General features: G+C 72.4%; 10 protein-coding genes. 5 read left to right on the top strand and 5 right to left on the bottom strand.

Going from position 1 to position 14,979, the window contains the following annotated elements; genetic code table 11:
- Positions 1-129: 129 nt before the first annotated feature.
- Positions 130-1,530 (top strand): alpha,alpha-trehalose-phosphate synthase (UDP-forming), encoded by a 1,401-nt coding sequence (locus ACFP2T_RS40950; protein ID WP_196199404.1) that lies wholly within the window; start codon positions 130-132, stop codon positions 1,528-1,530.
- A gap of 11 nt (positions 1,531-1,541) precedes the next feature.
- Positions 1,542-4,136 (top strand): trehalose-phosphatase, encoded by a 2,595-nt coding sequence (gene otsB / locus ACFP2T_RS40945; protein WP_377432404.1) that lies wholly within the window; start codon positions 1,542-1,544, stop codon positions 4,134-4,136.
- A gap of 66 nt (positions 4,137-4,202) precedes the next feature.
- Here otsB and cobA read toward each other — a convergent pair whose 3' ends face one another.
- The 3 genes from cobA to cobC are packed head-to-tail and all read right to left on the bottom strand — an operon-like array spanning position 4,203 to position 7,785.
- Positions 4,203-5,543: a uroporphyrinogen-III C-methyltransferase gene (cobA, locus tag ACFP2T_RS40940; RefSeq protein WP_377432119.1), complete on the bottom strand. Its 1,341-nt coding sequence runs from the start codon at positions 5,541-5,543 to the stop codon at positions 4,203-4,205.
- The gene (locus ACFP2T_RS40935; RefSeq protein ID WP_377432402.1) at positions 5,540-6,685 is read right to left on the bottom strand and encodes a nicotinate-nucleotide--dimethylbenzimidazole phosphoribosyltransferase; all 1,146 of its coding nucleotides are present in this window, start codon (positions 6,683-6,685) and stop codon (positions 5,540-5,542) included. The genes cobA and ACFP2T_RS40935 overlap by 4 nt, the downstream gene beginning before the upstream one ends.
- Positions 6,685-7,785 (bottom strand): Rv2231c family pyridoxal phosphate-dependent protein CobC, encoded by a 1,101-nt coding sequence (cobC, locus tag ACFP2T_RS40930; protein ID WP_377432117.1) that lies wholly within the window; start codon positions 7,783-7,785, stop codon positions 6,685-6,687. The genes ACFP2T_RS40935 and cobC overlap by 1 nt, the downstream gene beginning before the upstream one ends.
- A gap of 111 nt (positions 7,786-7,896) precedes the next feature.
- On the opposite strand from cobC, the gene ACFP2T_RS40925 reads away from it, so the two are divergent.
- Complete coding sequence (locus ACFP2T_RS40925; RefSeq protein WP_377432116.1) at positions 7,897-10,092, top strand: transglycosylase domain-containing protein; 2,196 nt, start codon at positions 7,897-7,899, stop codon at positions 10,090-10,092.
- A gap of 84 nt (positions 10,093-10,176) precedes the next feature.
- Here ACFP2T_RS40925 and ACFP2T_RS40920 read toward each other — a convergent pair whose 3' ends face one another.
- Complete coding sequence (locus tag ACFP2T_RS40920) at positions 10,177-10,749, bottom strand: GNAT family N-acetyltransferase (protein WP_377432114.1); 573 nt, start codon at positions 10,747-10,749, stop codon at positions 10,177-10,179.
- Between the two features lie 58 nt (positions 10,750-10,807).
- Positions 10,808-13,042, bottom strand: coding sequence for a cobyrinate a,c-diamide synthase (locus ACFP2T_RS40915; protein ID WP_377432112.1), 2,235 nt, complete (start codon positions 13,040-13,042; stop codon positions 10,808-10,810).
- A 211-nt stretch (positions 13,043-13,253) separates the two neighbouring features.
- Here ACFP2T_RS40915 and ACFP2T_RS40910 point away from each other — a divergent pair, with 211 nt between their 5' ends.
- Positions 13,254-14,168, top strand: coding sequence for an SURF1 family cytochrome oxidase biogenesis protein (locus ACFP2T_RS40910; RefSeq protein ID WP_377432400.1), 915 nt, complete (start codon positions 13,254-13,256; stop codon positions 14,166-14,168).
- A gap of 157 nt (positions 14,169-14,325) precedes the next feature.
- On the top strand, positions 14,326-14,964 hold the full coding sequence (locus ACFP2T_RS40905; RefSeq protein ID WP_377432110.1) for a hypothetical protein: 639 nt from the start codon (positions 14,326-14,328) through the stop codon (positions 14,962-14,964).
- The last annotated feature ends 15 nt before the right edge of the window (positions 14,965-14,979 follow it).

The raw sequence follows: 14,979 nt of genomic DNA, 5'->3' as shown, positions 1-14,979 counted from the left end.
CCATGATCACCTTCGCGTTTTCCCCGAACGTCCCGGAGGGCAGTAAGAGTGGCACTGGGGGCTAGGCGCCGCAGCTACGCTCAGTACGCTCAGCGGTGGACACCCGTCATCACCGGAGGTGCACTGATTGTGACCGTTCGTAGCTCGTTCGTGGTCGTAGCGAATCGTCTGCCGGTCGACGAGGTGAACACGCCCGAGGGACGACAGTGGCGGCGGAGCCCCGGAGGCCTGGTCACCGCCCTGCACCCGGTGCTCGCCCAACACCAGGGGACCTGGGTCGGCTGGGCCGGCGGGGTGGGCGCCGCACCGGAGCCGTTCGACCTGGAGGGGATCCGGCTGCACCCGGTGCCGCTGAGCGCCGAGGAACTCGAACGCTACTACGAGGGCCAGTCCAACGCCACGATCTGGCCGCTCTACCACGACGCGGTGGAGACCCCGGTGTACAAGCGCCGGTGGCGGGAGGCGTACCGCCTGGTGAACGCCAGGTTCGCGGAGGCCGCCGCCGAGGTGGCGGCCGAGGGCGCGACGGTCTGGGTGCAGGACTACCAGCTCCAGCTGGTACCGGCGATGCTCCGGGAACTCCGCCCGGACCTGCGGATCGGTTTCTTCCTGCACATCCCGTTCCCGCCGATCGAGCTGTTCATGCAGATGCCGCTCCGCGCCGAGGTGCTGCGCGGCCTGCTCGGCGCCGACCTGGTCGGGTTCCAGCAGCGGCTCGCGGCGCAGAACTTCGTCCGGCTGGCCCGGCACCTGCTCGGGCTCCGCTACGAGGGCCAGATGATCCAGGTCGACGGGCGCCAGGTGAAGGCGGGCGCGTTCCCGATCTCGATCGACGTCGCCGAGATGGAACGGATGGGTGCCGACCCGGCGGTCCAGGCCCGGGCCAAGCAGATCCGCACCGAACTGGGCGACCCGAAGACCGTGGTGCTGGGCGTGGACCGGCTCGACTACACGAAGGGCATCGAGCTTCGACTCAAGGCGTTCCGCGAGTTGCTCTCTGACGGAAAGTTGACAGTTCCCGATGCGGTTATGGTGCAGGTTGCTACGCCAAGTCGGGAACGTGTGGAGCACTACCAGGCACTCCGGGTCAAGGTGGAACGCGAGGTTGGCCGGATTAATGGTGAATTCGGCCGGGTCGGCGTACCGGCAGTCCATTACCTCCATCAGTCGTACAGTCGCAGTGAACTGGCCGCGCTCTACTGCGCGGCCGACGTGATGATGGTGACCCCGCTGCGAGACGGAATGAATCTGGTGGCCAAGGAGTACGTAGCAACGCGCGCCGACTCGGGCGGCGCACTCGTGCTCAGTGAGTTTGCCGGCGCCGCCACCGAGCTGCGCCAGGCATTCCTCTGTAACCCGCACGACCCGGACGGAGTCAAGGACGCGCTGCTGCGCGCGGTCCACGTCGACAAGGTCGAGGCCCGGCGCCGCATGCGCATCATGCAGCGCCACCTGCGTACCCACGACGTCGGACACTGGGCCCGTTCCTTCCTCAACGAGCTGGGCGTACCCGAAACGGAGGCGGAGTGAAGCCCTCCTCCGTGCTAGACGGCGGTCCACGGACCCTCGACGCGATCGACCCGGAACTACGGGCCGCGGTCGGGCGGATCGCCCGGGTGCCGCAACTGCTGGTCGCCTGCGACTACGACGGCACCCTCGCGCCAATCGTGGAGGACCCGACCAAGGCGGTGCCGCTGCCCGAGTCGGTCGCCGCGGTACGCGCCCTGGCCGCGCTGCCGCAGACCACGGTGGCCGTCGTCTCCGGTCGGGCGCTGCGCGACCTGGCGACGCTGTCCCGGCTGCCCAGCGAGGTGCACCTGGTCGGCAGCCACGGCTCCGAGTTCGACATCGGCTTCGTCGAGCGACTCTCGCCCGAGCTGATCGAGGTACGCACCCGGCTGCGCAACGAACTGCGGCAGATCGTCGCCGGCCGGACCCGGGTACGCCTGGAGACCAAGCCGGCCAGCATCGCGGTGCACACCCGGGGTGCCGAACCCGAGGTGGCGGCCGAGGTCGACGCGGCGGTCAGCGACGGCCCCGCCACCTGGCCGGACGTCACCGTGACCCGGGGCAAGGAGGTGATCGAGCTGTCGGTGATCCCGACCAACAAGGGCACCGCGCTCGACCAGCTCCGTACCCAGATGTCGGCCAGCGCGGCGCTGTTCCTCGGCGACGACGTCACCGACGAGAACGCCTTCGCCAAGTTGCACGGGCCGGACGTCGGTATCAAGATCGGCCCCGGCGAGACAGTGGCCGGCTTCCGGATCGACCAGCCGGTCGACGCCGCCCGGGTGCTCGGACTACTCCTGGAGGTACGCCGGAACTGGCTGTTCGGCGAACGGGCGGTGCCGATCGAGCGGCACTCGATGCTGGCCAACGGTCGTACCGTCGCGTTGCTGACCCCGGAGGCGAGCCTGAGCTGGCTCTGCCACCCCAAGCCCGACTCCCCGGCGATCTTCGCCGACCTGGTCGGCGGCAACCCGGCCGGCTACTTCAGCATCGCCCCCGAGCGCGGTGGCCTGCCCCTCGGGCAGCGCTACCGCTCCGGCACCATGACGGTGGAGACCCGCTGGTCCGGGCTGACCGTCACCGACTGGCTCGACCGCCCGTCCAGCGTCGGCGTGCCCAGCGGCCCGGCGGTGGTGACCGGCGACTCGACCCTGATCCGGGTGCTCAGCGGGGCCGGCCGGGTCCGGCTGGACTTCGCCCCCCGCCCGGAGTTCGGCCAGGTCGCCGTGCAGCTCCAGCCGCTCGGGGACGGACTGCTGGTGCTCGGCTCGAACGAACCGATCGCGCTCTACTCCCCCGGCGTCGAATGGGAGATCGTCAACGACGGCGGCTACGAGACCGCCCGCGCGGTGGTCGACCTGGCCGCGGCCGGCGGGTCGGTCACCTGTGAGCTGCGGTTCGGCTCGCACAGCCTGGCCCACCACCGGGTGCCGGTACACGAGCGGCAGGCCCTGGCCGAGCAGCCGTGGCGGGACTGGGTGGCCGGGCTACGGCTGCCGAACACCGCCCGTGACCTGGTCGGCCGGAGCGCGCTGACCCTGCGTGGCCTGGTCCACGAGGCCAGCGGTTCGATCCTCGCCGCCGCGACGACCTCGCTGCCCGAGGAACTGGGCGGGGTCCGCAACTGGGACTACCGCTACTGCTGGCTGCGGGACGCCGCGCTGACCGCCCGCTCGCTGGTCGACCTGGGCTCGCTCACCGAGGCCGAGGGCTTCCTGCGCTGGGTGGACGGCTGCATCGAACGCACCGGCGGGCATCCGGAACGGCTGCACCCGCTCTACACCGTCGACGGTTTCGAACTCGGCGCCGAGGCGGTCATCGACACCCTGCCCGGATACGCCGGATCCCGGCCGGTCCGGGTCGGCAACCTCGCCAACCACCAGCTCCAGCTCGACGTCTTCGGGCCGGTCGCGGACCTGCTGGCCGCGGTCGCCGACCTGCGCGGCTCGGTACACGACACCGAGTGGCGGGTGCTGGAGAACATGGTCGAGGCGGTGAGCCGCCGGTGGCACGAGCCCGACCACGGGCTCTGGGAGGCCCGGCTGCCACCCCGGCACCACGTCTACTCCAAGGTCATGTGCTGGATGACCGTGGACCGGGCGCTGCACGTCGTACGGCAGCACGGCGACGGGGACCGGCCGGAGTGGGTGGAACTGCGCGACCGGATCGGGCACAACGTGCTGGAGTACGGCTGGCACGAGCAGGCCGGCGCCTACACCGTGGCGTACGGCGACGAGGAGATGGACGCCTCCTCGCTCTGGATCGGCCTGTCCGGCCTGCTGCCAGACGACGACCCCCGGTTCCTGGCAACGGTGCTCAAGGTCGAGGCCGACCTGCGCAGCGGCCCGGTCGTCTACCGCTACCGCTGGGACGACGGCCTACCCGGCCGCGAGGGTGGCTTCCATATCTGCACCGCATGGCTGATCGAGGCATACCTGCGCACCGGCCGCCGCTCCGACGCCGAGGAACTCTTCACCCAGATGGTCGACACGGCCGGCCCCACCGGGCTGCTCCCGGAGCAGTACGACCCGATCTCCGAACGCGGCCTGGGTAACCACCCCCAGGCGTACAGCCACCTGGGCCTGATCCGCTGCGCCCTGCTGCTCGACAACATGGTCAAGGGCTGAAAGGAAGGGCCCCTTCTTATCGTTTTCCGTAGAAGAAGGGGCCCTTCCTAACACGTCTGTTCCGGCCTACGGCAAGCCGGCCAGCGTGGTCACCACGTCGCCGAAGACCACCACCGCAGGAGGCCGGAAACCGGCGGCGAGCGCGTCCGCCGCGACCGCCTCGAGCGTCGACCGGACGACCCGCTGACCGCCCGTCGTACCCTCCTGCACCACCGCCGCCGGCGTCTGTGGCGACCGGCCGTACGTTCGCAGGGCCGCCGTGATCGCCGGCAGGTTGTTCAGCCCCATCAGTACGACCAGGGTGCCCCGCAACCTGGCCAGCGCCGACCAGTCGACCAGCGAGTCCTCGTGGTCCGGCGGAAGGTGGCCGGAGACGACCGTGAACTCGTGCGCCACTCCCCGGTGGGTGACCGGAACGCCGGCCGCCGCCGGGGCGGCGATCGAACTGGTCACTCCCGGCACGACGGTCACCGGTATCCCCGCCGCCGCGCAGGCGAGCGCCTCCTCGCCGCCACGGCCGAAGACGTACGGGTCGCCGCCCTTGAGGCGTACGACCCGGGCCCCGGCCAGGGCCCGGTCCACCAGAACCCGGTTGATCTCCTCCTGGGCGGCGGCCGGGCCGTGTGGGATCTTCGTGGCGTCCACCAACTCGACCTCGGGACGCAATTCGTCGAGGAGCAACCCGGGTACCAACCGGTCGGCGACCACCACGTCCGCCTCGGCGAGCAACCGCCGACCACGGATCGTGATCAACTCGGGGTCGCCCGGTCCCGCACCGACCAGCGCGACCCAGCCGACCGGCCGAGCCGCCCCGTTGGCCGACGCCGACGCCACCCCGTCCGGGAAGGTCCCACCGGGCTCCGGCACCCCGTCCATCGCCCCGTCCGGCACCGGCACGCCGTCCACGGCCCCGTCCGGATCCGGCCCGATCTCCGGCGTCGGGCCGGATCCGGGCAGGGTGCCGTCGATCAGCCGCTCCCGGATCGCGTCCCGGACCGCCACCGCCCGGCGCGGATCACCGCCGCCGAGCACGGCGACGGTGACCGCCCCGTACCGGGTCACCGCCGGGGTCCAGGCGGTCGCGGCGGCGCGGTCGTCCGCGCGTACGCAGAAGACCTGGCGCGCGAGCGCGGCGTCGCTGACCGCCTCGGCGGCGTCCGGATCGTCGACCGCCACCTGGACCAGCCAGGCCCCGTCGACGTCGGCCGGCTCGAACCGGCGGGCGACCCACTCCAGCCGCCCGGCGTCGACGTGGGCCTGTAGGGCCGGGGTCAGCTCCGGGGCGACCACGACCACCCGGGCCTCCGCCTCCAGCAGCGCCGGCACCCGGCGGGTCGCCACGGCGCCACCGCCGACCACGAGCACGCGCCGACCGTCGAGCCGCAGCGCCAGCGGATACAGCGTCATTTCTCCGAGACTCCCGCCGCGTCGAACGTGGCCACCTCGTGCAGTACCCGGACCGCACCGGCGGCGACCGGAAGGGCCAGCAGGGCGCCGGTGCCCTCGCCGAGCCGCAGGCCGAGGTCGATCAGGGGTGGCAACCCCAGTCCGGCCAGCCCGACGGTGGCGCCGGGCTCGGCCGAGCGGTGGCCGGCGACCAGCGCACCGGCCGCGTCCGGGGCGAGCGCGACCGCGGCGAGCGCGGCGGCCACCGCGTTCACGCCGTCGAGCAGCACCGGGACCCGGGACGCCGCGCCGGCCAGGATGAACCCGACCAGGGCCGCGTGCTCCAACCCGCCGACCGCGGCGAGCACCCCGATCGGATCGGCCGGATCCGGCGCGTGCCGGGCCAGCGCCGCGCGGACCACCGCCACCTTCCGGGCGTACGTCGGATCGTCGACTCCGGTACCCCGCCCGGTCACCTCGGCCGGATCGGCACCGGTGAAGGCCGCGATCAGCGCCGCCGCCGCAGTGGTGTTGGCGATGCCCATGTCCCCGGTGATCAGGATTCCGGCGCCCTGACCGCAGAGGTCGTAGCCGGTTCGGAGCCCGATCTCGACCGCCCTGCGTGCCTCGTCCCGGGTCAGGGCGGGCTCCACCGTCATGTCCCGGCTGCCGTCCCGCACCCGCATCGACACCAGCCGGGGGCCACGATCGGGCGACGGGTGCCCGGCACCCGGCACGGCCGACGGCTCCGGCGCGCGCGGGGTGGGAACGGGTGTCACCGCCGGCTCCGGAGTCGTCGGCCCGGCGATCGGGGTGGCCACGCCGACGTCGACCACGGTCACCGTCGCGCCGACCTGTCGGGCGAACGCGTTCACCACCGCGCCACCGGCCAGGAAGTTGCTCACCATCTGCGCCGTGACCTCCTGCGGCCACGGCGACACACCCTGGGCGTGCACGCCGTGGTCCGCCGCGAAGATCGCCACGGCCGCGTCCTCCGGCAACGGCGGCGGGCAGGCACCGGCCAGGCCGGACAGCCGTACCGAGAGTTCCTCCAGGACGCCGAGTGAGCCGGCCGGCTTCGTCAACCGGCCGTGCAGTTCCCGGGCCTCGTCCATCGCCGCCCCGTCGAGCGGACGAATCTCCGCGATGGCTTCGTCCAGCATCATCCCGCCTCCAGAATCTTGGCCAACGCGTCCACGAACACATCGGTCGTCGCAGTGTCCCGTACCGCCACGCGCAGCCAATCCGGACCCAGCCCCGGAAAGGTGTCGCCACGCCGGACGGCGAGGCCACGCTCGCGCAGCGCCAGCCGTACCCGCGCCGCCCCCGGCAGGTGGATCAGGACGAACGCACTCGCCGGAGTGCCCGCGACGCGTACCGGTGGAAGTTCACCCAGCCGGCGGACCAGGTACGCCCGTTCGACCGCAAGCCGCGCGGCGATCCGACGCTCCGCGGCGACGGCCGTGGGGCCGGCGCATGCCTGCGCCGCCGCGAGCGCGGGGGTCGACACCGCCCAGAGCGGCTGTACGGCGGCCAGTCGCTCGATCAGCTCCGCCGGGCCGAGCAGGTAACCGATCCGCAGCCCCGCCAGCCCCCAGGTCTTGGTGAGGCTCCGCACGACCACCAGCCCCGGCAGGTCCCGGCGGCTGGCCAGCGATTCGGGCTCGACCGGGGAGGCCGTCGCTGTCCCGTTGGCCGGCTCGACCCCCTCGACGGTGGAGTCGGCGAACGCCTCGTCGACGACCAGCACCCGGCCCGGCCGGGTCAGTCGGGCCAGCACGGCGGCCGGATGGAGCACGGAGGTGGGATTGGTCGGGTTGCCGACGAAGACCAGATCGGCGTCGGCCGGTACCAGAGCGGGATCCAGCCGGAAGTCGGTCTCCGGCGGCAGCAGTACCCGCTCGACCCGGTGTCCCGCCGCCCACAGCGCCGCCTCCGGCTCGGTGAACTGCGGATGCACGACGACCGGCCGCCGGGCGTCGCGCAGGGCCTGGGCGAGCAGGACGAATCCCTCCGCCGCCCCGGCCGTCAGCAGCACCTCGTCGGCGGGCCGGCGGTGGCGGGCGGCGATAGCGGCCCGGGCCGGTGCCGGATCGGGATAGGCGGTCAACGTGTCCAGGGCCGCCACGATCGGTTCCCGCAACCAGGCCGGCATCGGATCTCGCCGGACGTTGACCGCGAGGTCCAGCAGGCCGGGCGCGACCTCCGCGTCGCCGTGATGGCCGAGGTCGGGCCCGGCGGGGGTGGGCACGGGTGCCTGCATGGGGATGATCCTGCCGGGGCGCCACCGGCGGCGGCCAGCGGGCGACTCGGGCGGGATCGGAGGCGATCGACGCGATCGGCCCGAGGACTGACACATTCGCGAATCTTTATCATGTTTTTCTGGGCTTTGTCATACCTTGAAAAGGTGACCAATCCCACCCGCCCCTCCTCCGGTCGAATCGTGTACCTGCTCCGCGCCGGGCTCATCGCCGGAGTCGTCGTCGCGGCGGCGGCGTTCCCGCTGGTCGCGGTCGGCGGACTCGCCGCGAAGGCCGGCGCCGACCTGGTGGACAAGACCCCGGCCGACCTGCTCGCCTCGGCCCCCGCCCAGACCAGCTACGTCTACGCCGCCGACGGCACCACCCTGATCACCACCTTCTACGAGGAACACCGGCGGTACGTGCCACTCGCGCAGATGTCGCCGTACATCCAGCAGGCGATCGTGGCCTCGGAGGACTCCCGGTTCTACGAACACAACGGGGTCGACCCCAAGGGTGTGGTCCGGGCCTTCGTCGCCAACCAGCAGGCCGGCGGCGTGTCCCAGGGCGCCTCGACCCTGACCATGCAGTACGTCCGGATGGCCCTGCGGGACAGCGCGAAGACCCCGTTCGAGGTCCAGCAGGCCACCGAGCAGACCCCGCTGCGCAAGCTCCGCGAGATGCGCCTGGCACTCGACCTGGAGAAGGAGGCCAGCAAGGCCCAGATCCTGGAGCGCTATCTCAACTCGGCCTACTTCGGCCACCGGGCGTACGGGATCTACTCCGCGTCGGAGATCTTCTTCTCCAAGCTGCCGAAGGACCTCACCCCGGTGGAGGCGGCCACCCTCGCCGGCCTGGTGAAGGCGCCCACCGCGTACGACCCGGCCAGCTCGGACCGGAAGGCCGCGACCGACCGGCGGAACTACGTGCTCGACCGGATGCAGGCGATGGGGTACCTGTCCCCGCAGGCGACGGCGACGGGGAAGGCCGAGCCGATCCAGCTCCAACTGAGCAGCCCACCCAACGACTGCATGTCGGTGCCGGAGGAGCACAACAGCTGGGGCTTCTTCTGCGACTACCTGAAAGCCTGGTGGAGCGCCCAGCCCGCGTTCGGCGCCAACCCGCTGGAGCGGCTGGACAAGCTCCGCCGCGGTGGGTACACCATCATCACCAGCCTCGATCCCAAGATCCATGATGCGGCCGAGGATCGAGTGCTGACCTCGGAATCCGCGGGCAGCCCGTTCGCACACGGTCTGGTCGCGGTCGAGCCGGGAACCGGGTACGTCCGGTCGATGGCGGTCAACCGGGTCTACTCGCTGGACCAGAGCGGGAACGGGGCACACTCCGACCCCAGCAGGCGCGGCCGGATGAAGGGCAACTACCCGAACACGGTCGTTCCACTGCTCGGCGGCGGCGACCTCCCCGGCTACCAGGCCGGATCGACGTTCAAGATGTTCACGATGGTCGCCGCGCTGGACGCTGGGCTCGGCCTGGGCACCGCGTTCGACTCCCCGCACAAGATCGTGTCGATCTACCCGGACGGCAGCGGCGGGCCGACCGACTGCGGTGGATTCTGGTGTCCGTCGAACGCCAGCGGCGCGATGAGCGGCCGGCAGACCATGTGGTCCGGATTCGGCAAGTCGGTCAACACCTACTTCGTCTGGCTGGAACAGCAGGTGGGTGCGGAGAACGTGGTCCGGCTGGCCGAGCGGTTGGGCCTACAGTGGCGCACCGACATCGACAAGCGGCAGGCCTCGCCCAGCCAGGCGAACAAGTGGGGCTCGTTCACCCTCGGGGTCTCCGACGTGACACCGCTGGAGATGGCCAACGCGTACGCCACGATCGCCGCCGACGGACGGTTCTGCGAGGCGCTGCCGGTGGTCTCCATCACCAGTCCGGACGGAACGCCCGCGACGTACCGGAGCGGGTCAGGAATGGATCTGGAGATCGCCCAGCCCCGGTGCAACCAGGAGATCGATCCGGACGCGGCGCGGGCCGCCACGGACGCCGCCCGGTGCCCGACCGGAGACACTCCGGCCCGGGGCTCCTGCGGAGGCTGGTCCACCGCCGACCGGGTCCGGGGCATCGTCGGCAGGCCGGTCGCCGGCAAGACCGGAACCACCGACAGCGACCGGGCCGCCTGGTTCGTGGCGTACACCCCCGAACTGGCCGCGGCGAGCTTCCTCTCCGACCCGGACAGCCCGATGAACCCGGTGGGGTCGGGGCAGGCGAACAAACCGATCGACGCGGTAGCCGGATTCCTCAAGGACGCGTTGAAGGACCAGCCGGTCCGTCAGTTCACGCCACCGTCACCGGAGATCAGTGCCTGACCGAGGTCGACGGTCGACCGCCCGATGCCTGACCGAGGTCAGCGGTCGAGCGCCCGATGCCTGACCGGTGCCCGGCCGCGACGCTCAATGCTGCAGGTCGGCCGCCACCAAGGACCAGACCTCCAGGTCGACCCGGCCGCTGTGTACGTACCCGGCGTTGCGCAGCAGCCCCTCGTAGGTGAAACCGGCCTTCTCGGCGACCCGGCGCGACGCGGTGTTCCCGGGCGCCACCCGTAGTTCGAGGCGCTGGAAGCCGTGCTCCAGGATCAGTGCCACCGCCAGCGCGTCGACCGCCTCGGCCGCCATACCGAACCCGCGCGCCTCCGGTGCGATCGCGTACGACACCTCGGTGACCCGGCCGCCCCAGTCCGTACGCTTTGTCCAGAGGCAGCCGACCAACTGCTCGTCCTCGCGCCTGATCACGCCGTAGTGATCGCCGCTTCCGCTGTCGCGCCGCTCCTGCGCCATCTCGGTGCACCAGGCCTCGCCGTCGATCTGTCCGAGTTCCCGTTGGAACGGCAGCCAGCGCTGGGTCTGCTTGTCGGCGAAGATCGCGGAGACCGGCTTCGCGTCGACGGCGAGCAACGGTCGTACGTGCACCCGCGGCGTCGACACGGTCAGGGTCGGAAAGCGGCGAATCGCCACCTCGCCGCTCATCGCGCCGAATCACCCCACTCCACGTCGGAACAGGGCACGACTCCGCAGAGCCGGCCGGTCACGTCGTCGGCCGCACGGGTTGTCCGGACTGCGCCGATCCGGCCCTCGGGTCCGGTCCGGACGACGGCACCGGCCCGGACGCGTTGACCGTCGGGTCGGAGTCGGACCTGGTGCCTGCCGACGTCCCGTCCGATCCGTTCGCTCTCGCGGACGTCCGGTTGGCGCCGGCCGACGACGGCGGTCCGTGATCGGCGGGTGCCGCACCCGGCCCCGGCACCGTGGACGCGGCAACCGGCATCGACTGCGCCGGCACACCGGACGGCGGGGCGGCAGCGGGGCCGACGGGCCGCGCCCCCGGTCCTCGACCCCCGGCGATCCGGTCCGCGACGACCCGCTCGTCGACCATCGGGGCGGGCGGTCCGGCCGGAGAGGTCGGTACCGCGTCCGCCGGTGCGGCCGACACCGGCCTGGCCGGGATTCCCGAGGTCGGGGCGACCACCGGAGCGAACGCCGCAGGAGCGGGCACGGGCGCCGGAGCCGGCCGGGTCGGAACCGGCCCGGCCGAACCAGCTGGCGCGGCCATTGCCGGATCTGGCGTTCCGGTCGGAGTGGGCGTTCCGGCCGGAGCCGGCTGCGCGGGCGACCCGGCCGGGCCAGCCGGCCCGGACGATCCCACCGGCCCGGACGACGCGGATGACCCGACCGGCGTGGGTGCCCCGACCGGCGTGGGTGCCCCGACCGGCGAGGGCGACCCGACCGGCGAGGGGGAGGGGGTCGGCGACGGCGACGGCGACCCGGAGGATCCGGCCGGAACGGCTGGTCCCGGCCCGGCTGGCCCGGTCGGGGTGGACTGGGCGGATCCGCCCACGCCCGGAGATCCGGCCGGCGCCAGCGGACCGGTCTGACCTGACGGTGCGGCCGAGGCCATGGCCGCCACCAGCCGGCGGGCGATGGCGGGGCTGCTCGCCCAGTGCAGGGTCAGCTGAGACGCGTGGACCCGCCGCCACACGAAGCCCTCCGGCGGTCCACCGCCCCAACTCCACGCCGGGGTCTGCCCGGCCCGGGGCGTCAACACCCCCCGATGGTGTTTGTAGCCGACCATCCGGGCGCCGAGCCGGGCCACCGGCGTGTCGGCGCGAGCCGTCGCCTCGCGGTAACCGACCACGGTCCGGTCCAGGCTCACCCCGGTGGCGTCCAGCACCCCACACATCGGGCGGCCGTCGAGTTCTCGGGCCAGCCACAGCAGGCCAGCCCCCTCGGCGATCACCGGCCGACCGGTACGGGCCAGTTCCGCGACGGCGATGCACAGCCGACGGTTCGCCGACAGTTCCTCGGCGTACGCCTCCGGAAGAGCGCCACCGATCACCAGGGCGCCGGTGTCGGCCGGCAACGTCTCGTCGCGCAACGGGTCGACGGTCACCACTTCGGCACCAGCCGCAGCCAGCAGCTCGGCGGTCTCCGCGTACGAGTACGACAGCGCCGGTCCGCCGGCCAGCGCCACCACCGGGCGCCGGGCCGGGGCATCGCCGGCCGCCCCGGACGGGTCCAGATCGCCGAGCGCCTCCGCCGCCGACCACGCCGTCACCGAGACCCGGGGCGCCGACCGGGCCAGCGCCAGCAGCCGGTCCAGGTCGACCGCGCCCCCGATCGCCTCACCGAGCCGACGCACCCCCCGGTACGCCTCCACGCCGAGCTGCATCACCGGCACCACCCCATGCTGCCGGGACGGCAGGACGGACGGCAGATCCCGGCGGCGCAGCGCCCCGAACACCGGTACGCCGATGTCGTCGAGCGCGTCGCGGAGCAGTTGCTCGTGCCGGTCCGAGGCGACCCGGTTCAGGATGACGCCACCGAGCCACAGCATCTCGTCGTACGCCCGGAAGCCGTGCGCCAGCGCCGCGACCGACTGGCCCATCGACCCCACGTCGACGACCAGCACCACCGGCGCGCGCAGAGTCGTCGCGATCGCGGCGGTCGAGTCGCTCTCGGGCCTGCCTGCCAGGCTGTCGAAGAGGCCCATCGTCCCCTCCACCACCGCGACCTCGGCACCGGCCACGCCGTGGGCGAAGAGTGGGGCGATCCGCTGTGCGCCGACGAGCCGGGGATCGAGGTTGCGGCCCGGCCGCCCGGCGGCCATTCCGAGGTAGGCGGCGTCGGTGTGGTCGGGGCCGACCTTGAACCCGGCGGGGTTCAGTCCACGGGCGGCGAGCGCGGCGAGCAGGCCGACCGTGATCGCGGTCTTGCCGTGCCCGGACGACGGTGCGCTCACCACTACGCGCGGCACGGCGATCATGGTCGGCTCCTCGGTACGCGGACACCAGCCCGGTGCGGGCGGTGCGAATGACAATGACGGCAGGTTGGTGCTGCGGACGGTGGTGCTGCGAAGCTGGCGCGGCCCGACCCGTCGATCGGACCGACGCGCGTGAGGATACCCGGCGACGGGCGTCGGGCTGGACCGCCGAGCCGGCCACCTGGGGAACCGCCCTGACCGTCCGGGTAGCCTCATCGGTGTGTACCGGTTCCTGCTCACGCCCCGCTGGCTGGGCATTCTCGCCCTGACCCTGGCTGCGGCCGCGGTGATGGTGCTGCTCGGCAACTGGCAGCTGAGTCGCTACCAGGAACGGGCCGCGATCAACGAGCGGATCGACACCACCGCGAAGGTCCCGCCGGTACCGGTGGACCAGGTCCTGCCCGACCCCGGCGGCACGGCCGGCACGGCGGGTCAGGCACCCCCGGCCGACGCGGCGTGGACCCGGGTCACAGTCACCGGGCGGTACGACAACACGAACGTGATCCTGATCCGCAGCCGTACGGTCGAGAGCAAGGTCGGATTCGAGGTGCTCACCCCGTTGCTCCTCACCGACGGCAGTGCCGTGCTGGTGGACCGGGGATGGATCCCACCGGCTCCGGGCGGTAGCGCGCTGGCCCGGCCCGAGGTGCCCACCGCCCCGTCCGGCGAGGTGACCGTGGTCGGCCGGGTGCACCTGTCGGAGAGCAAACCCGACGCCATCGTCCGTCGGGACGGCCGGATCGAGACCCGGCGGATCGCCGTACCCGCGTTGGCGCGCGAGCTGCCGTACCCGATCTACCACGGCTACCTGCTGCTGGACGAGCAGACGCCGGCCGCCGACCCGATCTTCTCGGCGATACCGATCCGGCACGAGAACGACTGGCAGAACGCCGGGTACGTCGTCCAGTGGTGGCTGTTCGCGGTCCTGGCGCTGGTCGGGTTCGGCTGGGCGGCCCGCCGGGAGGCACGCGGCGGCCCTGGCAACGACAGCGGCGATCGGGACCGGGCAGGCCGGGACCGGCTGGGCGAAGACCGGCTGGGTCAGGACCGACTCGGTCGGGACCGACGGGGCGAGGACCGGCTGGGTCAGGACCGACTGGGTGAGCCGGCTTCCACCCCTCGGCCCTGAGCATCCCCTTCCGAACTACTCGTCTTCCCCGTTCAGCCTGATCCGGACGCCGGGCGCATACCTACCGATGTCACAGCACGCCGGCCCGGGTTAGGGTCTGCGGAGCGCGTGGTGACACGGGTAGGTGGGACAGGAGCGAGCGGAGCGAGGTGGGGGCATGAGCGTGGACCCGACCGGGTCGGCGGATGTTCCGCCACCTACGGATCCGTGGCCGACCGACGCCTCGGTCTCGCCGGCGTATCCGCCCACCGAACCCCTACCGGCGACCCCACCGGATCCGCAGCCGCCGGCTCCGCCGTCCTCGTACCCGGGGACCGGTGACCCGTACGCCGGATCGGCACCGCGGTATCCCGCCCCGACGCAGCCGTACCCCGTTTCCGCGCAGCCGTACCCCGGTGGTGGGCAGCCGGTCGGTGGCCCGCCGTGGCAACCGGCGACCGGGCCGGAACCGGTCATCGCGCAGATCGGTGAGATCGCGGTGACGTCGTCCACGGTGCGGACGCCGAGTGGCGACATTCCCCTGGCCGGCACGCAATGGCACGTCGCGGACTACTGGCAGAGCGAGCAGAAGACTCCGACCTGGGCGATCGTCGTAGCGGTCGTGGGCTTCTGCGTGTTGACGGTGTTCAGCCTGCTGTTCCTGCTGATCAAGGAGACCGTCCACCGTGGCACGGTGCAGGTGACCGTGACCAACGGACCGAGGCAGTACGTCGCCCGGATCCCGGTCGCCAGCGAACCGCAGGTCCAGCAGATCCATCAGCAGGTCAACTACGTGAGGTCGCTGGCCGCGATCTGAACGACCCGGTGCCCG

The organism is Plantactinospora solaniradicis (assembly GCF_042658085.1).
Taxonomy (GTDB): domain Bacteria; phylum Actinomycetota; class Actinomycetes; order Mycobacteriales; family Micromonosporaceae; genus Plantactinospora; species Plantactinospora solaniradicis.
Note: the sequence above shows the minus strand (reverse complement) of the source record. Positions and strands in the feature narration are given on the sequence as shown.